Here is a 23488-nt window from a genome sequence, read left to right as displayed (position 1 = left end):
AGATTTAAGGAGGAATAATATGTCAAAACAGGAGTTATACTTATTAGATGGAAATAGTCTTACTTATCGAGCATTTTATGCTTTGCCAGATACATTAACTAAGTCTGATGGAACAGTTACTAATGCAGTTTTTGGGTTTACTAGAATGTTACTTAGTTTAATTGATAATCAAGATCCAGATTTATTAGGGGTAGCTTTTGATGTCAAAGGTGATACTTTTAGACATGAAGATTATGAAGACTATAAAGCTAATCGTAAAGAGACGCCAGATAAATTAAAGCATCAATTTAGTTTAGTTAAAGAAGTATTAGAGTCTTTACAGGTTCCAACCTTTGAAGTAGAAGGGTTAGAGGCTGATGACTTAATTGGTACATTAGCTAAAGAAGCAGAGAGGGAAGGGTATCAAGTAACTATTGTTACAGGTGATCGTGATGCTTTACAATTAATTAGTGAGAATATTAGAGTGATGTATACTAAACAGGGAATTACTGATATAGTAGATTATGATTTAGATAAATTTAGAGCAGACTATGAATTAGAGCCTAAGCAGTTAATTGATAAGAAGGCTTTAATGGGAGATAAATCTGATAACATTCCTGGTGTTGATGGGATTGGAGATAAGACATCTACTAAGTTGTTAAAGGAGTTTAATACTTTAGAAGGTGTGTTAGATAATATTGATCAAGTTGGTGGTAAGAAACGGAAACAGCGGTTAAGAGAGCAAGGAGATAGAGCAGAGCTTAGTAAAAGACTGGCCACTATTAAGGTGGATTGTCCATTAGAGATTGATTTTGAAGAATTGGTTTTATCTGAGTTAGGTACTGAAGAGGCTTATCAGTTATTCAATGAGCTAGAATTTAATACTTTAATTGCACACTTAGGAGGACAGAAGAGTCTAGATCAGGTTGATTATCAAGAACTTAATAGTGTTGAAGAATTAAAAGGACTTGATTTACCTACTAAGTTAGCTATAACTCTTGATTTAGAAGGGGCCAAATTAAGCCAGCAATTAGCTGGAGTAGTAATTGCTACTGGAGAAGAAGTTTACTACCTTGATTTAGATGTAGAAGAGATCTTAGAAGACTTAAAAGAGTTATTATCTGATAAAGAATTATTAATGTATCAGGCTAAAGAGCAGCTAAGATATTTATTACAGCAGGAAATTAAAGATATTAACTTAAGTTTTGAACCATTATTAGCTGATTACTTATTACACCCTAGTCAGGATCCTAATAGTCTGACTGAAGTGGTAGAGAAAGAACTACAAAGGGCTTTACCAGAAGTAGAAGATAGAGAGTTATTAGTCCTTAAGACCGATATTTTATTTGAGTTAGAAGAAGAATTGGTCAAGCAACTAGAGGAGAAAGAACTACTAGAGTTATTTGCTGATATGGAACTACCTTTAATTAAAATTTTAGCCCAGTTAGAATTGAATGGGATTAAAGTTAGTAAGAAGCAGTTAGATGACTTATCAAGTTGGTTACAAGAAAAGATTACTGGACTGGAAGAGCAGGCTTATCAGCTAGCAGGTGAAGAGTTTAATCTTAATTCACCACAACAGTTAGGAAAGATTCTATTTGAGAAGTTAGACTTGCCAGTTGTTAAGCGAACTAGTACTGGAAATTACTCTACAAGTGCTAAGGTGTTAGAGAAGTTAGAAGGAAAACATGAAATTATTCCTTTAATCTCACAGTATAGAACCTTTACTAAATTAAAATCTACTTATGTTGATCCTTTAGAAGACTATATTAATGAAGATACTAAAAGGATACATACTAGTTTTAATCAACGGATTACTGCTACTGGACGCTTAAGTAGTACTGAACCTAATCTGCAGAATATCCCAATCAGAACTGAAGAAGGGCGTAAGATTAGGCAAGTATTTGTAGCCGAGGAAGGTAAGAAATTATTAGCAGCTGATTACTCTCAAGTCGAGCTTAGGGTGTTGGCCCATATTTCTCAGGATGAAGGATTGAAGCAGGCCTATAAAGAAGGATTGGATATTCATACCCAGACGGCTAAAGAGTTATTTGGTATGGCCACAGATCAGACTCGGCGTAAAGCTAAGGCAGTTAATTTTGGAATTGCTTATGGTATCAGTGATTGGGGCTTAGCAGATCGGTTAAAGATTAGTCAGCGTGAGGCTGAAGAGTATATTGATCTTTATTTTGATCGTTATCCTCAAGTTAAAGAGTATATTGATAAGACAATTGTACAAGCTAAAAAGCAAGGCTATGTAAAGACAATTTTTGATCGGCGTAGATATTTACCAGAACTTAATAGTCGTAATTATCATAAGCGTAACTTTGCTAAACGAACAGCAATTAATACTCCAATTCAAGGTAGTGCTGCTGATATTATGAAACTGGCAATGATTGATGTAGCTCAAGCTTTAAGAAAAGAGGAATTTGAGAGTGATATTTTACTTCAGGTCCATGATGAACTAGTCTTAGAAGTACCAGAAGAAGAGATTGAAGAGGTAACTAAACTAGTCACAGCAGAGATGGAGAATACAGTAGAATTAGATGTTCCTCTAGAGGTCGATGCTAAGGTTGGAGATAATTGGAACAAGATGCAGGAAGTTAATAATAGATAATTGAGAAGTTGTTGTTTTATAGGTGACAAAACTTAAAGTGAAAGAGAATAGATATTAAGTGTTATTAGCTATGAGCTGTGCGTCATGAGCCAGTTCAAGTTCAAAACCACAAAATAGTTTAAATTATTTAAAAGAAAGGGAATTATGAATGTTAGATTTTGAATGTTAAGGTTTTGAATTAACTCATAGCTCATGACTCATAACTCACGACACACGACTAGCTAGAAGGAGGTTTTGATTAATGTTATCGAAGAAGTTAATTCAAGATATTTTATCTACTGCTCTAGAAGGTGGCGGTGACTTTGCTGAAGTTTTTTGTGAAGATAAAAAGAGTAATGTTTTAAGTTTAGAAAATTCTAAGTTAGAACGGGTAAAGACTGGGTATGACTTAGGAGTTGGGATCAGAGTTCTGACAGATGACCAAGTTTCTTATGCTTATACTGATGATTTAAGTAGAAGTTCTCTTCTTAAGACAGCTAAGGTCGCTGGAGCAGCTAACCAAGGAGATAATAAAATAACTGTTAATGATCTAACTAAAGAGAATATTAACCAGGCTCATCCAATTAAGATTAGACCTAATGAAGTTGCCAAGAAGAAGAAGGTGGATTTTGTTAAAGAGGCTAATCAAGCTGCTTTAGCCTATGATGAAAGTATTAAACAGGTGCAAGTCAGTTATTTTGATTATATTCAACAGGTTACAATTGCTAATTCAGAAGGTTTATTTGTAGAAGATGAGCGGACTAGAACAAGAATGAGAGTCAAGGCAGTAGCTAGTGATGGAGAAAAGATACAGACAGGTACTGAAGGGCCAGGGTTACACCAAGGGTTTGAGATTTTTGATGATTATAAGCCAGAAACTATAGGACAAGAGGCTGCTAGAGAAGCAGTGGCAATGTTGAAGGCTGATCCGGCGCCGTCAGGTCAGATGCCAGTAGTTATCAATAATGGTTTTGGAGGGGTTTTATTCCATGAAGCATGTGGCCATGGACTAGAGGCTGATGCTGTACAAAAAGGTTCATCTGTCTTTGCTGGTAAAGTAGGAGAAGAGGTTACTTCTTCAGTTGTAACTGCTGTAGATGATGCTACTGTAGCTAATGCTTGGGGCTCTTTTAATGTTGATGATGAAGGAAATCCAGCCCAGAGAACTGTCTTAATTAAAGATGGAATCTTACAGGATTATATGTATGATTTCAAAGCTGCTAGAAAAGATAATAGAAAATCAACAGGCAATGGTAGAAGAAGCTCTTATCGTTCTATCCCGTTACCAAGAATGACTAATACCTTCATTGCTCCAGGAGAGCATAAGCCAGATGATATTATTGGTACAGTTGATGATGGGTTATATGCTAAGAAACTAAGTGGAGGTCAGGTTGAACCTGCTACTGGAGAATTTGTCTTTACAGTAGCTGAAGGTTATATGATTAAGAATGGTAAGTTAGATAGGCCAGTTCGAGGAGCTACTTTAGTTGGTCGAGGTATTGATGTCTTAAAGAAGATATCTATGGTGGGAGATGATCTAGAGTTGGCCCCAGGTATGTGTGGTAAAGCTGGTCAAAGTATTCCTGCTGCAGTTGGACAGCCTACTTTATTAGTTGACCAGATTACTGTTGGTGGTACAGAAAGGAAAGGTGAGTAGACTATGTCTGAGCTAGACTTAAAAGAGTTAGTAGCTAAAGCTCAAAGACAAGGTGCAGATGAAGTTGAGTTATATTACCAAAAATCTAATAATAATGATATAGAGGTTTATGATAATCAGGTTGATTCCTTAGAATCTTCTCATGCCAAAGGGTTAGGTATTCGCACCTTTGTTGGAGATAAAATGGGCTTTGCCTATACTGCTAATTTTAAGCCAGATGCTTTAGAAGAAGTAATTACAGAAGCTATTGCTAATGCTAAATTAGCTACTGCAGATAAATATAGGAAATTGCCAGAAGGAGAGTTTAAATACCCAAAACTTGATATTTATAATCCCAAATTACAAGATATCAGTATTGAAGATAAGATTGATTTAGCTTTAGAGATGGAGCAGGTAGCTGTAGATTATAACGACAAGGTTGAGTCGGTTATTGGAGTCAATTATGGTGATTATGACTCTCAAATTAGAATTGTTAATTCAAAGGGACTAGATGAAAGTTATCGTAGTAATGGATGTTATGCTTATCTTTATGTTTTAGCTAAAGAAGGAGAAGATCAACAGACTGGTCAGGCTATAGCCTATGGTGATTCTTTAGAAGAGTTGAAACCAGTTCAAAAAGCAGAAGAAGCTGCTCAAAATGCTATTAAGCTATTAGGTGGCCAACCTGTTAAGTCACAGAAAGCACCTGTAGTCTTTACTCCAGAGATAGGTAGTATGTTTATGTATGTATTGGCCCAAGCTTTAACGGCTGAGGCAGTACAGAAAGGTCGTTCTTTATTTGCTGATAAATTAGACGAAAAGGTAGCATCTAAAGAAGTTAGTATTATTGATGATGGTACTTTAGAAGCAGGGTTGGCAACAGCTCCTTTTGATGATGAAGGTGTTCCATGTTCTGCTACAGAATTGATCAAAGATGGCATCTTGACTAACTACTTATATGACACTTATACTGCTAATAAGGATCAAGTTGAATCTACAGGTAATGGTAGTCGAGGAGGTTATAAGGGAATTCCTAGTGTTTCAGCTAGTAACCTCTATTTGGCTCCTGGTAATAAAAAACAAGAGGAAATTATCCAAGATATTAAGAATGGATTTTATGTCCATAAGGTATCTGGATTAGTAACTGGAGGAGCTAATCCTATTTCAGGTGATTTTTCAGTAGGTGCTACTGGTCAGTGGATTGAAAATGGTGAGATTAAGCAGCCAGTTAGTGAGATTACAATTGCAGGAAATTTAATTGACTTTCTACAGGATATAGAGGAGCTAGGAGATGACTTGACTTTTAATCCTACAATTGGATCTTTTGCTAGTCCAACTTTTAAAGTGAAAGAGTTGGTAATTAGTGGAAGTTGATCAAGTAAAAAAGGGGGGATATAGTCGCTTTTCCTCCCAATGGTTTATAACCATTGGTTTTTAAGCGACGTAAATTATGGAGAGAGAACTGTTAATAAATGAAACCGAATCTTATAATGAAATAATTCAACAGATAAGACAAGCTAAAGAATCTATTTATATTTGTATGTATATCTGGAGAGATGATGAAATTGGAAATTTAATAGCTAAGGAACTACTTGCTGCTGCAGATAGAGGAGTTGAAATAGAAATTGTAAAAGATAAGGCAGCTTCTGTATTTGAAAGAGTTGAACAATATAAACAGAGTTTCTTCCATAAGAATAGAGATATTTGTTCATCAATTAAAGAGTGTGTTATTTCCTTATTATATTATAGAGATAACAAACGTTCTAAGAGGCAGTATACAAATAAAAAATTAAATAGAATGTTAGAGCATAAGAATATTACGATTAGGTCTGATGAAGAAAGAAATGATCATTCTAAGTTTTATATCTTTGATAATAGGGTATTGATTTTAGGTGGTATTAATATTGGAAACAAAACAGTAGATGAATTAAAAGAGGAATATGCAGATTATATGATTAAGTTTGTTGACTCTGAGCTAGTAACTCATTTTTTAGATAGATTAGCTGGTAATCTATCTAATGTTGGTTATCAAGATATTGAGTTTTCTCTTAATTTAAGAGAACAAGATATATTTGAAATTAAACCTAAAATATTAAAGCTATTAGAAGAAGCAAAATATAGAATAGATATAGAGATGGCCTATTTTGGAGATCCAGATATAACAGATAAAATTATTGAGGCTGCTCAAAGAGGGGTTAATATTACTGTCATAACTTCTAAAGATTCTAATGTCCAACAAGCATTAAATCAAATGGTATTAGAGAAGATAATAAGCAGATCAAATTCAGAGATAAAGGTTTATTTATCAGATAGAATGGTCCATTCTAAATTTATGTGTGTAGATAGAAATAATTTCTTTTTAGGATCTGCTAACTTTCATAAGTTGGGTATGAGTAAGTTATCAGAATTGAATGTTCTAGTTAAAAATGGGGATAATATATATAGTAAATGGAAGACTTGGAGACAAGAACACCTACAAGAGTGTACTCTAATTTCTAGAGAAACAAATTTAAATTATAATAAGTTAATTGCTTTGACTGAGAGAGTATTCTGTTAATTATAGAAAGAGGGGAGCTAATGTCAGGATATAAATGTCAGCGACGAGTTGAGTATCATGAGACAGATCAAATGGGAGTAGTCCATCATGCTAATTACTTACATTGGTTTGAAGTGGCTAGAACAGAATATTTTCGAGATAAAGGTTGCAGTTATAAAGAGTTAGAAGAAGTAGGAGTTTTACTGCCAGTATTAGAGGTGAACTGCAATTATCATCGGCCAGCTAAATATGATGATCTAGTAACAATAATTGTTAAAATTAAAGAGCTAAAACAGGTTAAAATAAGTTTTGAGTATCAAGTTAAGTTAGAGGATGAATTATTAATGACAGGAACTACCACGCATCCTTTTGTTAATCAAGACTTTAAACCTATTCCTCTGCGTAAGAAACACTCTGAGTTGTGGGACAAAATCTTTGGTGATGAGTAATGAGTGGTGAGTAAGTAAGGGTTTAATATATTGAACCCTTACCTGATGTCAACTGTAAACTATATACTATAAACTACAAAAGTGAGGTGTTAAAATGCCAGAGTTGCCAGAAGTTCAGACAGTAGTTGATACTTTAAGTGACTTTGTGTTGGATAAAGAAATTGTTGATGTTGATGTAGAGAAGGAGAAGTTGATAGCTTATCCTGAAGTAGAAGAGTTTAAAAAGGTATTATCTGATAGTAAGATAGAGAAGGTTAGAAGAAGAGGTAAATATATTATTATAGAATTAGATAATGATTATTATTTAGTTACTCATCTGCGAATGACAGGTAGATTTGTTTATACTAAGCAGAAAGATGAAATAGATAAGTATGATTATATCTTCTTTAAATTTGCTGGTGATGATGAACTAAGATTAGGTAGTAAGCGACAGTTTACGCGAACTTATTTAGTTACAGACCTTAAGGATGCAGGAAGTTTGACTAAGCTAGGTCCTGAACCATTATCTGCTGAGTTTACTCTAGAGAAATTTAAGGAGATGATGTCGACTCGACGTGGTAGAATTAAACCGTTATTATTAAATCAGAAGTTTTTAGCTGGATTAGGGAACATTTATGTAGACGAGGCACTCTTTATTTCTAAAATTCATCCTTTAAGAACAGCAGATACCTTGACCGAAGCAGAAATAAAGAGATTATTTAAGGCAATTAAGCAAGTTCTACAAGAAGGAATTGAACATCGTGGCACAACTAAGTGGGATTATGTTGATGCCAGTGGAGAAGCTGGTGAATATCAAAATTATCTTCGTGCTTATGGTCGAGAGGATGAAGAATGTAATAGATGTGGTACAAAGTTAGAAAGAATTAAAGTAGGAGGACGTAGTTCTTATTTCTGTCCGAATTGTCAACAGGAGGAGTAAAGATGGCTTTATTACAGATGCGAAAAGGAAGTAAGCGATACCCAGAACAAGTGGTTTTTCGAGATATTTCATTACAGATACAGAAAGATAGTCGGATTGGATTAATTGGGGCCAATGGTACTGGTAAATCGACTTTGATGAAGGTTTTAACAGGTCAGGAGCATTTAGATAAAGGAGAAATCTTAACTAGTAATGATCTAGATATTGGGTATTTGGCCCAAGACTTTGCTGTTAATCTAGAGACAACTTTATATCAGGAGATGTTAAGTGTTTTTGCTGATGTATTTGCTCTAGAAGAAGAGTTACGAGAGTTAGAGGGTAAGATGGGCCAACTCTCTGGGCCAGAATTAGATAAGATAATGAAACGCTATAGTCGTTTACGTCAAGAGTTTGAAGAAAAGGATGGCTATCAAGTAGAGAGTCAGATTAAAGGTGTCTTAAAAGGACTGGGCTTTAGTGAAACAGATTTTAAAGCTCAATTAACAAACTTTAGTGGTGGCCAAAAGACAAGGGCAGCTTTAGCTAAGTTATTATTACAGCAGCCTGACTTACTATTGTTAGATGAGCCAACTAACCATCTTGATTTAGCAGCCAAAGAATGGCTAGAGGAATACTTAAATGATTATCCAGGAGCAGTAGTTATTATCTCTCATGATCGTTATTTCTTAGATAAAGTAGTTAATCGAATTTGGGAGTTAGAGAAGGCACGTTTTGAAGAGTATAAAGGAAATTATTCTTTTTATTTAGAGGAGAAAGAGCATAGATTACTGACTTGGAAACGCCAGTATGAAAAACAACAGAAGAAGATTAAGAAGATGAAAGCCTATATCAGAAAGAATAAGGCTGGAGTAGACTCTAAACAGGCTCGCGGACGCCAAAAAAAGTTAGATAGAATGGAGAAGATTCCATCGCCACCTAGTTTGCAGAATCCAAAGATTGATTTCAAGTCAGAGACTGTCAGTGGCGAGCAGGTACTACAAGTAGAAGATTTAAGTAAGTCATATGATGATGAGTTAATCTTTAAAGATGTGGAATTTAAGTTGTATCGTGGACAGAAGGTAGCTTTAGTTGGCTCGAATGGTAGTGGGAAATCTACTTTATTTAAGTTGTTAGTAGGTAAAGAAGAGGCTGATAGTGGTCAGTTTAACGTAGGTACTAGAGTAAAGGTCGGTTATTATGACCAGGAGCATACTAGCTTAAATCCCGACTATAATTTAGTTGAAGAACTACAGAAAGTAGATAAGAAGATGCCAGAATCTCAGGCGAGAGATATATTGGCCCGATTCTTATTTCAAGGAGATGATGTCTTTAAGAAGGTAGCTACTTTAAGTGGTGGAGAAAAGGCTAGAGTATCTTTAGCTAAGTTATCAGTACAAGATTTTAACCTGTTATTATTAGATGAACCTACTAACCATCTAGATATTAAATCAAAAGAGATTTTAGAAGAAGCCCTTCAGAACTATCCTGGTACTATCTTAGTTATCTCTCATGATCGTTATTTTTTAGATAAATTAGTCGATAATATTTTTGCGTTAGAGGATAATAGTTTAATAGAGTATAAAGGTAACTACTCTGAATACTATAAGCAGTATCAAGAGAAGTTGGCCCGGCAAAAAAGAGTTGCCCAAGAAAAGAAAAAAGAAAAAAATAGTCAACATCAAACTCAGAGACAGTCGCAAGAAGAAGTAGTTGATTTAGAAGAATTAGAACTAAAGATTTTAGAATTAGAATCTCAAATTGAGCAATTAGAAGAAAAATTTGAGCAACAAGACTTATATGAAGATCAATCTAAATTAGCAGATCTAACTAAAAAATATGAATCTACTAAAGAAGAATTAAATCATTATTATAATTTGTGGGAACAAGCTATTTAGTAACAGACCCTTCCCCTTTGTCATATGTTAGTTATAGGTATAAATAGAGGGGGGAAGGCTGATGGATTTATTAGCTATCTTTATTTTAGCTTTAGCAATTAGTTTAGATGGTTTTGTAGTAGGTATTACTTATGGATTAAAAGGGATTAAGATGAATTATGGGTCAATATTAATTATTAGTATTGCTTCTGGAATTACTATTTTATTAGCTATGAGTTTAGGTAATCTATTAACTAATTTTTTAGCTCCTATTTGGGCTACCAGGATTGGTGGAATAATTTTAATTTTAATAGGTTGTTGGTTATTTTATGACTCTGTGCATAGCTTATTAGTAGTGGATGAAAAAGTAGTTAAAAGTGATCCAGATCCTCGTGAGGTATTTACTTTTAAGATTGAATCTCTAGGTTTAATTATTAACATTTTACATAAACCAGTCAAGGCAGATCTTGACTATTCAGGGGTAATTAGTAAACAAGAAGCTCTATTTCTAGGTATTGCTTTAGCTTTAGATGCTTTTGGAGCTGGAATTGGGGCAGCTATGGTAGGATATCAACCTTTAGTTAGCGCTTTATTAGTAATAGGTTGTAAATTTGGGTTGTTAAGTGGTGGAATATATCTAGGAAAGAAGATAACTGGTAATAGAATCAATTCTACTATTAGATTACTACCTGGATTAATTTTAATTATATTAGGTTTAACTAAATTATTTTAATAAAAGGAGCGATAATATTGAATATAGGATTAACTGGTGGTATAGCTAGTGGCAAAAGTACAGTTGCTCAATTATTAAGTGAATTAGGAGTTGAAGTTCTTGACGCAGATAAGATTGCCCATCAGTTAATGGAGCCAGGAACAGAAGTCTGGGAGTTGATAGTTGAAGAATTTGGAAAAGATATTTTATTATCTAGTAATGAAATTGATCGTAAAAAGCTAGGAGATATAATCTTTAATAATAATTATGCTAAAGAGAAGTTAGATGAAATAACACATCCTTTTATTATTGCTGAGATTAAGAATAGATTAGAAGAACTGAGAGTAGAAGAACTAGTAGTTGTAGAGGTTCCTTTATTAATTGAAGCTAATATGATGGAATTATTTGATGAAATTTGGTTAGTATATGTACCTCAGAAAATACAAGTAGAGAGATTAATGGCTAGAGGAGATCTTGATCAAGAAGAAGCTTTAGCTAGAATAAAATCACAAATGCCATTAGAAGATAAGAAAGATTATGCAGATCGGATTATTGACAATAGTGGAAATCAGTTAGAAATAAAGAAAAGAGTTAAACAGATCTATTCTGCAGCAAATAAGAAGGTATAAAATATATAACTGATTACATAAATATAGTTAAAACTGGATTCCTTATAGGAGTGTTATTAGTGTACTGGGACTTTAAGAAAGTTATTATCTTCTGTTTGATTTTATTATTATTTGGTTTGATTTTTTCACAGTACAAATTAATTTTAAAATTAGTATATCCTTTTTTATATCAAGATTTAATATTTAATCAAGCAATTAAGAATGATCTAGACCCCTATTTGGTAGCTGCTGTTATTTATGTGGAGAGTAAATTTGATCCTTGGGCAACTTCTAATAAAGGAGCTAGAGGTTTAATGCAGATTATGCCTAAGACAGGAATATGGATTTCTGATATGTTAGAGGAAGATTTTATAACAGGTGATTTATATAAACCTGAAATAAATATTAAATATGGTTGTTGGTATTTAAGTTGGTTGCAAAATAAGTTTAAAGGAGAATTAGCTGTCACCTTAGCTGCTTATAATGGTGGTTTTGGTAATGTTAATAAATGGCTTAATAGTAATCAGTGGGATGGAAAGCATGAAAATGTTCATAAAATTCCTTTTGCTCAGACTAGAGGCTATGTTAATAAAGTAATTAAAGTTTATAGAAAATATAAATTTATTTATAGTTCAAAACAGGAGAATAAATAAAATTCTAGAAAGAACAAAGGATGTATCTTAAGATTTGTTTGACAAAATAAAAAAACTAGGATAAAATTAGAGTGTTGCAGTTTTATATCTATAATTGTATATTTAGGCAACATTTGTTCGAATTTTGAGGAGGTGACAGATTAATTCTTGTTTTATGGTAGCTTAAGTTGTTTTATTATCTTATAAGTGACTTAGATAAGTAACCTTCTATAAAAGCATCTATTTGTCTTTAGCAGATTAAAGTGATAAAGTTGAAAGTAACAAAATATAAAGAGAGGTGATAATATGCTGACATATATAGCACGAAAGAGTTTCATGGCAATACCTATTTTAATTGGAATTGCTACACTAACTTTTTTGCTTAACTTTGTTTTTGTTCCAGGTGATCCAGTTCGGATTGCTATGGGCCAAAATGCCGACCCAGAAACAGTAGAAATGATTAGAGAAGAAATGGGGTTAAACGATCCTTTACCTGTTCAATACAAACGATTTATCTTTAGATTATTCCAAGGAGATTTAGGAAATTCCTTTACTTCTAATCGTCCAGTAGTAGATATGATTCTAGAAAGATTACCGGCAACAGCTAAACTAGCAGGTTCAGCTATGGGAATAGCAATTGTTATAGGAGTAACTGCTGGTGTTATCTCTGCAGTCTTACCTAACTCTATTTGGGATTATCTATTTATGACTTTAGCAATGGTAGGAGTTTCAATGCCTGTCTATTGGTTAGGATTAATCTTAATCTGGATTTTTGCTTTAAATTTCGATATCTTACCAGTAGGTGGTTATGGTAGTTGGCAGAATCTAATTTTACCTGCGTTTGCTTTAGGAAGTAGACAAGCTGCTAAGATTGCTAGAATGACAAGATCAAGTATGCTAGAAGTAATTAATAAAGAGTATATTAAGACAGCTAGAGCAAAAGGATTATCTGAGAAGGTAGTAGTTATTAAACACGGATTAAGAAATGCTTTAATTCCAGTTATTACAGTAATTGGAACTCAAATGGGTTACTTACTAGGTGGTACAGTGCTAACAGAGAAGACTTTCTCTTGGCCTGGTGTTGGTCGTTTAGCAGTTGATGCAGTAATGAAGAGAGATTTTCCATTAATTCAAGGAACAGTACTATTTTTAGCTGCTATTTTTATTGTTGTTAATTTACTTGTTGATATTAGTTATGGTTTCTTAGATCCACGAATTAGATATGATTAAAAGAAAAAGGAGGGATTGGTTATGGCCCAAGTTGGGTTAGAGCAGAATTCCCAAGAGACTGAAAATCAAGAAGAAGTAGAGACACATAGTCCTTGGAAAGATGCTTGGGGAAGATTAAAGAGAAATAAATTAGCAATGTTTGGTTTAGGTGTTACTATTACTTTGATTATAGTAGCTATTTTTGCTCCTTGGATTGCTCCTTATAGCCCTTATTACTCTCCAGTAATGGAAGATGGTAAGGTAGAGCTATCTATGCAAGGTCCAAGTTTGGCACATCCTTTTGGTACAGATAAATTAGGTCGTGATATCTTTAGTCGAATAATTTATGGTGCACGAATTTCGCTGATGGTAGGTTTTGTTACACAAGTAATTGCATTAGTTATTGGGATTACTTTAGGTGCTGTAGCAGGATATTATGGTGGGGTAGTTGATGATATTATTTCTTATTTAATTCAGGTTTTCTTAGCCTTCCCATTCCTGTTATTTGCAATTGCTATTATGGCTGTCTTTCAAGACCCAGGTGTAGATAAAGTATTTATTGCTTTAGGATTAGTTAGTTGGCCAGGATTAGCGAGAATTGTACGTGGACAAGTTATGTCTTTAAAAGAGGAAGAGTATATTGAAGCTGCTCAAGCTTTAGGAGCTAGTGATTTTCGAATTATCTTTAAACACTTAATTCCAAATTGTTTAGCACCAATTATTGTAACTGTTACATTAGGTGTAGCAAGTGCTATTTTAGCTGAGGCTGGACTGAGTTTCTTAGGATTAGGAAGTCAACCTCCAAATCCAAGTTGGGGATTAATGTTAAGTACAGGAAAATCTTATCTAAGATCTGAGCCACGTATGATGTTATTCCCAGGTGGTGCAATTATGTTAACAGTATTAGGATTTAATCTATTTGGTGATGGTTTACGAGATGCTCTAGACCCAGAGATGAATGAGTAGCATTGGAGGTGAGAAGATGTCAGATAAAATTTTAGAAATAAATGATTTAAGAACTTATTTTCATACAGATCGTGGAACAGTTAAAGCAGTTGATGGAGTTAGTTTAGATATTAAGCAAGGAGAGACTTTAGGAGTAGTAGGAGAGTCAGGCTCTGGAAAGAGTGTAACAGCTGCTTCAGTTATGCAATTGATTCCTACTCCACCTGGAGATATTGCTGGCGGGGAAATTTTATTTAAAGGTCAAAATTTATTAGAAAAGCCAATTAAAGATTTACGAGAGATAAGAGGTAATGAAATTTCAATGATCTTCCAGGAGCCAATGACATCTCTTAATCCTGTTTATACAGTTGGAGATCAGATTGCAGAAACATTGCAACTACACGAAGATATAAATAAAGAAGAAGCTTTAGAAAAGGCAGTAGAAATGTTAGAGAAAGTAGGAATTCCATCACCTGAAGAAAGGGTAAATGAACATCCTCATCAGTTAAGTGGTGGTATGAGACAGAGAGTTATGATTGCTATGGCTTTGGCTTGTAATCCAGAATTATTGATTGCAGATGAACCAACTACTGCTTTAGATGTAACAATTCAGGCTCAAATTTTAGAGTTAATGCAGGAATTAAGAGATGAATTTAATACTGCCATTATGTTAATTACGCATAACTTAGGTGTAATTGCTGAGGTAGCAGATAGAGTAGCTGTTATGTATGGTGGACGAGTTGTAGAACAGACAGATGTTAAAACTCTATTTAAAGACCCAGAACATCCATATACTAAAGGATTAATCAATTCAATTCCAAAAGTAACTGGTAGAGATAATAAATTAGAACCAATTAAAGGGATTGTACCGGATCCATTTAGTTTTCCAGCAGGTTGTAGATTTGCTAATAGATGTGATTATGCTACTGATAAGTGTTGGAAAGAAGAACCAAAGTTAGAAGAAGTAGATACAGACCATATAGTAAGATGCTGGAGATGGAGAGAATTGGATTTAAAAAGTGAATAGGAGGTGAAATAATGGCAGATAGTATCTTAAAGATAAAAGGGTTAAAGAAACATTTTCCAATTAAAGGTGGGTTATTTAATAAACAGATTAATTCAGTTAAAGCTGTTGATGGATTAGATTTTGAAGTAAAACGAGGCGAAACATTAGGTCTAGTAGGTGAATCAGGTTGTGGTAAATCAACAACAGGTAAAGTATTATTAAATTTATTAAGTGCCACAGAAGGGGAAGTAGTTTTTGAAGGGCATAATATTTATGATTTAGGAAAAAGAGAAATGCGTAGTTTACGACGTGAGATGCAGATGATTTTCCAAGATCCTTATGCCTCTTTAAATCCACGGATGACAGTAGGGGAGATTATTGGTGAGCCATTAGAGATTCATGGTTTAGCTGCTGGTCAAGAAAAAGAAAGAAGAGTTAGAGAACTATTAACTAAGGTAGGCTTACAGGCTAACTATGCCAATAGATATCCACATGAGTTTAGTGGTGGACAACGGCAAAGAATTGGTATTGCTAGAGCTTTAGCAGTTAATCCAAAAGTTATTGTTTGTGATGAACCAGTATCTGCTTTAGATGTATCTATTCAGGCGCAGGTACTAAATCTCCTAGAAGATTTACAAGAAGAGATGAATTTGACTTATATATTCATTGCTCATAATTTGAGTGTAGTTCGTCATATTAGTGATCGGGTGGCAGTGATGTATTTAGGTAAGATAATGGAGTTAGCTGATAAAGATGAATTATATGATAATCCGCAACACCCTTATACTAAGTCCTTATTATCAGCTATTCCTGTTCCTAATCCAGAAGTTGATCGTGAAAGAATTATTTTGGAAGGTGATGTTCCAAGCCCAATTAATCCACCAAGTGGTTGTAGTTTCCATACTAGATGTCCATTTGCAGAAGATATCTGTAAGAAAAAAGAACCGGAATTTACAGATAAAGGTGATAAACACTTTGTAGCTTGTCATTTAAGTGAATAGAATAGTGAGTAGCTGCAATTATGCAGCTGCTTTTTTATTCAATTTTTAACAATAGAAGTATTTTATATTACAATATGTGAGTAGAATTAATATATATGATTTTTTTCTTGTGCAGATGACATATGTAAGTAACCTTAACTATCAAATCATAAATGCTTGTTTGTAGTTAGTAGATGAATAATATATAAAAGATGGTATTAATCAAGTATATAGTAGTAGATAAACTTTAATTTATTATAATATTGCTTTACATATAAGTCTAAAGGAGGAGATAAAATGTTAAAAAAGATAGTCAGTTTATTAATGATTTTAACTGTAGTTTTATTTGCAGCAGTTGGTTGTGGTGGTAATCAAGCTGGAGAAGAGCTTAAGACAGATCAAAAACAACAGCAACAGATAACAGAAGAGGAGAAGTATGGTGGAACTTATTATGGTCGTGCTCCATCTGACCCACCAACACTTGACCCAGCTCATTCTACTGATAGTACTTCTAGTTTAATTATTAATAACATCTTTGATGGACTAGTTAAGTTTAATAAAGACTTAGAAGTAGTACCAGCAATTGCAAAGGATTGGAAAGTAAGTGAAGATGGATTAACTTGGACTTTTACTTTAAGGAAGAATGCTAAATTCCATAATGGCAACAAGATAACTGCCGATGATGTTATTTATTCTTTTACTAGAATATTAAATCCAGAAACTAAGTCGGAAAGAGCTTGGTTATTTGATCGAGTTGTAGGGGCTCAAGCCTTTCAAGAAGGTAAAGCTGATAAAGTATCTGCTTTTAAGGCACTTAATGATTACAAGGTACAGATCAAATTATCTCAACCATTTACTCCATTCTTATCTGTATTAGCAATGGAGAATGCAGCTATTGTTTCTAAAGAGGCAATTAATAAGTCTAATGGTGACTTTAGTCAGAATCCAGTCGGTGCTGGACCATTTGAATTTGTAAAATGGAAACACGATAGTAAGATAGTATTAAAGAAAAATAAAGACTATTATGAAGAAGGTAGACCTTATTTAGATAGAGTAGTTTATCGAGTAATTACAGAGGGTACTTCTGCTTTTGCTGAATATGAACAAGGAAATATCTATCAGATGGATTCAGATATTCCAGATGGCCAGATGAAGAGGGTTATGGATTCTACAGGAGAATTTGCCGATGAATTTAATACAGTATCAAGATTAGGAACTTATTATTTTGGTTTTAATATGAAGAAGAAACCATTTAATAAGAAGAAAGTGAGACAAGCTCTTAATTATGCTGTTAACAGAAAAGTAATTGCTAGTGTACTTAAGAATGGATTAGTAAAGCCTGCTAAAGGAATCTTACCACCAGGAATGCCTGGTTATAATCCAGATTTAAAAGGATATGATTATAATTTAGAAAAAGCCAAGCAGTTGCTAAAAGAAGCAGGTTTTCCAAATGGATTACCTGGTGAATATGAGTTATCTTATAATACTGGTAAAGGGCACCAGAGAATTGCTGAGGCAGTTCAAGCTAGTTTCAAGAAGATTGGTGTTGATGTTAAGCTAGTTAATGTCGATTGGGGTACTTATATTCAAAAGGTGGATAATGGAAATACTCAAATGTTCCGAATGTCTTGGTTAGCAGACTATCCAGATCCAGATAACTTCTTGCATGTATTATTCCATTCTGATAACTTAGGAACTGGTGGTAACTATGTCTTTTATGAGAGTAAAAAAGTTGATAAAATGTTAAATAAAGCTCAACAGATGGAACCAGGGCAAGAAAGAATTAAGTTATATCAGAAGATAGAAGAGCAAATTGTAAATGATGCACCATGGATCCCAGTATATTATTATGCTACACCTGTTCTAACTAAACCATTTGTTCATAATTATGTAATGACAGGGCAGGCTCCATTAGCATTGACAAATGTTTGGTTAAATCCAAGTCAGCAATAAAATCATTATATTTTCTAAGCAGTTGACTATCTTTAGTCGGCTGCTTTTTATGTCTATAAGCTCCTTGACAAATCTTTTGAATTGTAATATACTTTTTTTGTAGTATATAGATAATTAAAAAACTAAGAATAGCGTATAATAAGAGAAGATAAATAATTTAGTAGTAGAGAAGAATATAAAGTAAGGAGAAGTAGGGGATATCTATACCTAATTAAGAATATCCTTACTATCTTACAGCTCTAAACTCTACTAGGTTAGAGTCTTTTTTATTTTTTTGATAACTGACTTATGTTTGTGTGTGAATATAAGTTAATAATTTTAGTTATTCAATAAACTTGAGGAGGTAGAAGTAAGTATGTGGAAGAAGAGAATTAGTTTATTGTTAGTTTTAGGATTAGTTCTATTTGCAGCAGTTGGTTGTGGAGGTAATCAAACTAATCAAGATGCTAAACAGGAGAAACAAGAAACTAAGAAAGTAGCTGAGAAAGAGAAGTATGGAGGTGCTTTCCAAGGAAGATTAAGGTCTGATCCTCCGACATTAGATCCAGCTCACTCAACTGATACTACATCAAGTCGAGTAATCAGAAATATTTTTGATGGATTAGTACAGTATGATAAGAATTTAAAAGTAGTACCAGCAATTGCAAAGGATTGGAAAGTAAGTGAAGATGGATTAACTTGGACTTTTGATTTAAAAGAAGGAGTTAAGTTTCATAATGGTCGAGAAGTAAAAGCTAGCGATGTAGTTTACTCTTTTACTAGAATATTAGATCCAGAAACTAAGTCTGAACGTGCTTGGTTATTTGATTCAGTTAAAGGAGCTACAGCTTTTCAAGAAGGTGAAGCTGATAAAGTATCTGGTTTTAAAGCACTTAATGATTATAAAGTACAGATTGAGTTAGCAGAGCCATTTACTCCATTCCTATCGGTGTTAGCAATGGAGAATGCTTCTATTGTTCCAAAAGAAACTATTCAAAAGCATGGTGAACAGTTTGCTCAACATCCAGTAGGTACGGGACCATTTAAGTTTGCTGATTGGAAACATGATAGTAAAGTTGTTTTAGAAAAGAATGCTGATTATTATGCAGATGGCCGTCCTTATTTAGATAAAGTTGTCTATAATGTGATTACTGAAGGTACTTCTGCTTTTGCTAGTTATGAGCAGGGAAGTATTTATCAGATGGATTCAGATATTCCAGATGGACAGATGAAGAGAGTAATGAAAGCTAATGGAGAATTCTCTGATGATTTCTCTAAAGTACCTAGATTAGGAACTTATTACTTTGGTTTCAATACTCAAAAGGAACCATTTACTAATAAGAAAGTTAGAAAAGCTATTAATTATGCTGTTAATAAGCAAGTTATTGCTCAAGTGCTTAAGAATGGACTTGTAAAACCGGCTAAAGGAATTTTACCACCAGGAATGCCTGGTTACAATCCAGAGTTAAAAGGTTATTCATATGATATTGAAAAGGCTAAACAGTTGTTAAAAGAAGCTGGTTATCCAGAAGGTCTACCTGGAGAATATGAATTAGTTTATAATACAAGTAAAGGTCACCAGAGAATTGCAGAAGCAGTACAGAGTAACTTAAAGAAGGTAGGAGTAGATGTTAAGTTAACCAATATGGATTGGGGAACTTATATCCAGAAGGTAGATAATGGAGATACTCAAATCTTTAGATTAGCTTGGATTGCTGATTACCCAGATCCAGATAACTTCTTATATACATTATTCCACTCTGATAATGTTGGCCCAGGTGGAAATGGAGCATTTTATAAAAATCCAGAAATTGATAAAATGTTAGATAAGGCTCGGGGTATGAAACCAGGACAAGAGAGACTTAAGTTATATCAAAAGATAGAAAAGCAGATTATGGCTGATGCACCTTGGGTTCCAGTCTATTATTATACTACACCTAATTTGGTTCAACCATTTGTTCATAATTATGAGTTTACAGCTCAAACTCCATTAGAGTTAACAAATGTTTGGTTGGAACCAAATCATCAGTAGAATTAATTTTTTAAAGCAGTCGGCTGAAACTAAGTCGACTGTTTTTTAGTATCAGGAACTAAAAAATCTTGACAATATGTAAGAGTCGTTTTATAATTATTAAATAAATAGTATAATTATAAAATGAGTAGAATAGTAGAAATGGTTTGATCAGAATAAGACATAGAAGTAGAGTAGGAGAGTAGAATATTTTACAAGGAACCAATCTTTTATATATTTATGCTATAGGTTAACTATATCTTCCTTGTTTTATCTACTACTCTAAACTCTATCAGTTTAGAGTATTATTTTTTGGAGGGGGAAAAGATGAGTATTAGAGCAGATAAGTTTACTTTGTATAACTGGACTAAAAAGGAGCGAGTAATCTATTTGGCTAAAAGAGATCCTTTTTTAAAAGTAGAGAGAATAGCTGAGCTAGCAGAGACGAGTTCCCATTATGTAAGGACAGTTCTTTCAGAAGCTAATTTGTCATTGACTAAGTTGAGAAAAGAGTATGCTGAAAATAAACGTAGATTAGATAAGGAGAAATTCTTCTTAAAGGAGTTATTGAATATAGAAGAGTTAGATGATCTAACATTAGAGTTAGAGCTTGATGAAGCTTTAATAGATGATAATTATAACTACCTTAAGAATAGTTCGGATTATCAGTTAGCTAAAACAATGCTATTTCAATATGATAATCAACCTAGCTTATTAAATACTAGATTACTAACAACTAAAAATTCTCAAGGGAGTTTATTTCAATTTCAAATTAGAGATGATGTGGAATTCCGTCCAACTGAATTTAGTATTAGTAAGGCTTCTCAAAGTCTATCTGATTTATTAGGTGTGTCAAAAGGATATCCATTATTGATTTTAAAGAAGGAAATTGTTATTGATAATGAGATGTCTGGTGTAGATATAGTTTATTGTAATGCTGATAAATTACAATTAGTATTAGAAGGAGAGAGTAGAGAGAATGGTTTTAAGTTAATTCCTAATAATTAGATATTTTTTAGTTATTTAATCACTTATGTTTGTCAATTATTCTATTAATAGTAGTCATTTTAAAACAGTCAGTATTTACTGGCTGTTTTTTTATTTTTTGGCGTATAAAATGGCATGAGTTAGGGATAATAGATAGTGACAAAAATTTAAGAGGTGATAGTGATGAAAGTAGAAGAATTAACCAAAAAAGAACAGATTATTAATTTTGCTAGACATGATCCTTTCTTAAAGATTAGTGATATTGCTGAACGTGTAGAGACAACTCCTAGATATGTTAGGACAATTTTATCTGAAGCAAATATTTCTTTAATGGAATTACGAGAAAAATATGCTCGGAATATGGAAGATCGATTAGCTGGTAAGCATGATGATCTGCAGAAAGCAACTGTTCAGCTGTTAAGAGAAGAAGGTGAAGTAGAAGCTAGTGATATCAAGTTACAACAAATCGATGATTTTGAATTTGAAGAATTAGTACAGACTAAGCCAGAAGAAGAGTTATATAAGATAGTGCAGACCAGAATGATTGATGATAGAGCCTATGGCTTACAGGAGATTATTACTTATTTAAGTTCTGATATTAATCAAGATAGAATTTGTGATTTAGATTCATTATATGAGTTATTTGGTAATAAGGGAGTTAATAATTTGAAATTTAGAAATAATGTAATTCAGGTAGAGCAAGCAAATAGTTTCTTGAAATGTCAGCTTGATCTTGATTCTGATAGTTCTATCTTTAAGAGCCAGCGTATAATCTTTATCGATAAGTTACCAATAGGTATTGAAAATTATTATTTTGATGCTGAGAGTGTACAATTGATATTACCAGGTGAGCTGGTTGTTTAATCTTGACTTTTATAAGTAATTTGATATAATATTAATTGAATGCCGAGGTGGCGGAATTGGCAGACGCGTAGCGTTGAGGGCGCTATAGACATCTTTGTCTGTGTGGGTTCAAGTCCCACTCTCGGCACCAATAATTTTAGTTAATAATTGAGTTCCTTGTATTATCACATAAAAACTGAGCAAAGTTTTGAATAGCAAGGTGTTTGCTTAATATTGAATAACTGTATATTTTTAGGCGTCAGTTGAGCTACTGGTCGTCGACTAAAAATTCTATAGATAATGTTGACAAACATACTCCATCATCAGGAGTATGTTTTTGTTTTTGAAATATCTTTATAAATATTAGGGCATATAATATTTTAAATGAATAGCTTTAATCCTAATGCTAATATTTGTACTATATTTATTAGGACAAAGTTTTTTACAGATAATACAAAGGTCTTTTTTTTAGTCTGTTTTTTAAAGAATAATATAATATTTTTCTTTACAGGAATAAATGTCAATAATGTAATTGAGCAAACAAGTGGTAACACTCTTAAAGCTAATAAAATAATTATATCAAGGTAAGCAAGATAATATAGTAGTCTGAATAGTTGTAGCGCTTTATTTTTACCAATATAGATTGGTAATGTATAGCGATTATTTTCTATATCATCTTTAATATCACAGATATTATTAGCAAGCATAATATTAGCAATACCAATTATTAATGGGATGGAAATTAGAAAAACATAGATCAACTCAATAGGGTTCAGACTAATACTTATTAATCCATTTTTATAGGTTGAAGTGATGATATTTTGATCAAAGACGTGAATATAGATTGAGATAAAAGTTATTAATAAGCCCATAAATAATCCAGAAAAAATTTCGCCTAGTGGTGTACGAGAGATAGGAACTGGGCCAAAAGAATAAAGAATTCCTACTAAAAATGAAATAGTCCCTAGAACTAGAACCACAAAGTTAGTATTAAAAACTAAGATAATTCCAAATAAAGATGCAATTGTTAATAAAACGAATATAATAGTTTTAACTGTACTCTCTTCTAAATCATTCTTAACAATAGAGTTATGACTTTCATAATTATAGCCATGTTGCTTAATTGCATTTTTGTAGTCATAGTAATTATTGATGGCTGTAGTAGCCATATCAATTGCCAATAGAGATACTAACATAAAAATAAAATTTTTTAAGTTGAATTTATTAAAATGATATAAGGTATATAATGTCCCTAAAGAAAAAGGAATTATGCTGGCTACTTTAGTTTGGATCTCTACTAATTTTAGAAAGCTACTGATAGACATACTTTCCCTCCTATTTTTTATATCTCTTTTTTAATTTCGACATGATTTATTTGTTTCCTTCTGTTCAGATAAGTTTTTGCTATGCATTCATTAATAAAAAAAGGGTTTATTTATGGAATTCTTCATAGTAGCTGAAGAATTAATTCTTAAATCTCATCCAGATGGCATAAACTAACATTAACAATTTGAGCCCTCATGTATATTATATAGTGAACTTAAAAAGGAGGGATACATAATGGGTGAGTATGGTTATGATGATAATATGATGTTAATCTTTTTACTTCTTATTTTATTACTCTTAGGTGGCGACTTTGGTATGGGAGGAGAATA

General features: G+C 33.0%; 19 protein-coding genes and 1 tRNA gene. 19 read left to right on the top strand and 1 reads right to left on the bottom strand.

All coding sequences use genetic code 11. The features are described 5' to 3' along the window. Positions 1–19: 19 nt before the first annotated feature. The 19 genes from polA to ACYQ39_RS05820 all read left to right on the top strand — a co-directional run bounded on the left by polA (position 20) and on the right by ACYQ39_RS05820 (position 21984). Positions 20–2596, top strand: coding sequence for a DNA polymerase I (polA, locus tag ACYQ39_RS05910; RefSeq protein ID WP_459841127.1), 2577 nt, complete (start codon positions 20–22; stop codon positions 2594–2596). A gap of 241 nt (positions 2597–2837) precedes the next feature. After that, positions 2838–4232, top strand: coding sequence for a TldD/PmbA family protein (locus ACYQ39_RS05905; RefSeq protein ID WP_459841125.1), 1395 nt, complete (start codon positions 2838–2840; stop codon positions 4230–4232). A 3-nt stretch (positions 4233–4235) separates the two neighbouring features. Then, entirely contained in the window at positions 4236–5585 is a 1350-nt protein-coding gene (locus tag ACYQ39_RS05900) for a TldD/PmbA family protein (protein ID WP_459841123.1), read from the top strand. 76 nt (positions 5586–5661) lie between these two features. Further along, entirely contained in the window at positions 5662–6768 is a 1107-nt protein-coding gene (locus ACYQ39_RS05895) for a phospholipase D-like domain-containing protein (RefSeq protein ID WP_459841121.1), read from the top strand. A gap of 20 nt (positions 6769–6788) precedes the next feature. Then, on the top strand, positions 6789–7196 hold the full coding sequence (locus ACYQ39_RS05890; protein WP_459841120.1) for an acyl-CoA thioesterase: 408 nt from the start codon (positions 6789–6791) through the stop codon (positions 7194–7196). A gap of 94 nt (positions 7197–7290) precedes the next feature. Continuing rightward, entirely contained in the window at positions 7291–8115 is an 825-nt protein-coding gene (mutM, locus tag ACYQ39_RS05885; protein WP_459841118.1) for a DNA-formamidopyrimidine glycosylase, read from the top strand. A gap of 2 nt (positions 8116–8117) precedes the next feature. Next, positions 8118–9989 carry an ABC transporter ATP-binding protein gene (locus tag ACYQ39_RS05880; protein WP_459841116.1) on the top strand — a complete coding sequence of 624 codons (1872 nt, stop codon included), beginning with the start codon at positions 8118–8120 and terminating at the stop codon, positions 9987–9989. 61 nt (positions 9990–10050) lie between these two features. Next, positions 10051–10701: a sporulation membrane protein YtaF gene (gene ytaF, locus ACYQ39_RS05875; RefSeq protein WP_459841115.1), complete on the top strand. Its 651-nt coding sequence runs from the start codon at positions 10051–10053 to the stop codon at positions 10699–10701. A 17-nt stretch (positions 10702–10718) separates the two neighbouring features. Next, positions 10719–11309, top strand: a complete 591-nt coding sequence (gene coaE / locus ACYQ39_RS05870; RefSeq protein ID WP_459841113.1) for a dephospho-CoA kinase — start codon at positions 10719–10721, stop codon at positions 11307–11309. A 59-nt stretch (positions 11310–11368) separates the two neighbouring features. Continuing rightward, entirely contained in the window at positions 11369–11941 is a 573-nt protein-coding gene (locus tag ACYQ39_RS05865) for a lytic transglycosylase domain-containing protein (protein ID WP_459841111.1), read from the top strand. A gap of 285 nt (positions 11942–12226) precedes the next feature. After that, entirely contained in the window at positions 12227–13150 is a 924-nt protein-coding gene (gene nikB, locus ACYQ39_RS05860) for a nickel ABC transporter permease (RefSeq protein WP_459841110.1), read from the top strand. A 21-nt stretch (positions 13151–13171) separates the two neighbouring features. Further along, positions 13172–14095, top strand: coding sequence for an ABC transporter permease (locus ACYQ39_RS05855; RefSeq protein ID WP_459841108.1), 924 nt, complete (start codon positions 13172–13174; stop codon positions 14093–14095). A 16-nt stretch (positions 14096–14111) separates the two neighbouring features. Continuing rightward, on the top strand, positions 14112–15101 hold the full coding sequence (locus tag ACYQ39_RS05850) for an ABC transporter ATP-binding protein (protein ID WP_459841107.1): 990 nt from the start codon (positions 14112–14114) through the stop codon (positions 15099–15101). 11 nt (positions 15102–15112) lie between these two features. Continuing rightward, positions 15113–16081, top strand: coding sequence for an ABC transporter ATP-binding protein (locus ACYQ39_RS05845; protein ID WP_459841105.1), 969 nt, complete (start codon positions 15113–15115; stop codon positions 16079–16081). A gap of 276 nt (positions 16082–16357) precedes the next feature. Then, a complete protein-coding gene (locus ACYQ39_RS05840; protein WP_459841103.1) occupies positions 16358–18013 on the top strand; it encodes an ABC transporter substrate-binding protein in 1656 nt (551 codons plus the stop codon). 355 nt (positions 18014–18368) lie between these two features. Next, the gene (locus ACYQ39_RS05835; RefSeq protein ID WP_459841101.1) at positions 18369–20024 is read left to right on the top strand and encodes an ABC transporter substrate-binding protein; all 1656 of its coding nucleotides are present in this window, start codon (positions 18369–18371) and stop codon (positions 20022–20024) included. A 306-nt stretch (positions 20025–20330) separates the two neighbouring features. Further along, complete coding sequence (locus tag ACYQ39_RS05830) at positions 20331–21011, top strand: hypothetical protein (RefSeq protein WP_459841099.1); 681 nt, start codon at positions 20331–20333, stop codon at positions 21009–21011. A 162-nt stretch (positions 21012–21173) separates the two neighbouring features. Next, complete coding sequence (locus ACYQ39_RS05825; protein ID WP_459841097.1) at positions 21174–21854, top strand: GntR family transcriptional regulator; 681 nt, start codon at positions 21174–21176, stop codon at positions 21852–21854. Positions 21855–21895: 41 nt separating this feature from the next. Continuing rightward, positions 21896–21984: transfer RNA gene (locus ACYQ39_RS05820), tRNA-Leu, on the top strand. Between the two features lie 229 nt (positions 21985–22213). Here the strand turns inward: ACYQ39_RS05820 and menA are convergent. Then, positions 22214–23158 (bottom strand): 1,4-dihydroxy-2-naphthoate polyprenyltransferase, encoded by a 945-nt coding sequence (gene menA / locus ACYQ39_RS05815; protein ID WP_459841095.1) that lies wholly within the window; start codon positions 23156–23158, stop codon positions 22214–22216. Positions 23159–23488 lie beyond the last annotated feature (330 nt).

The organism is Halanaerocella petrolearia (genome assembly GCF_054657875.1).
The sequence above is the reverse complement of the archived record's forward strand: the minus strand, read 5'-3'. Positions and strand labels throughout refer to the sequence as shown.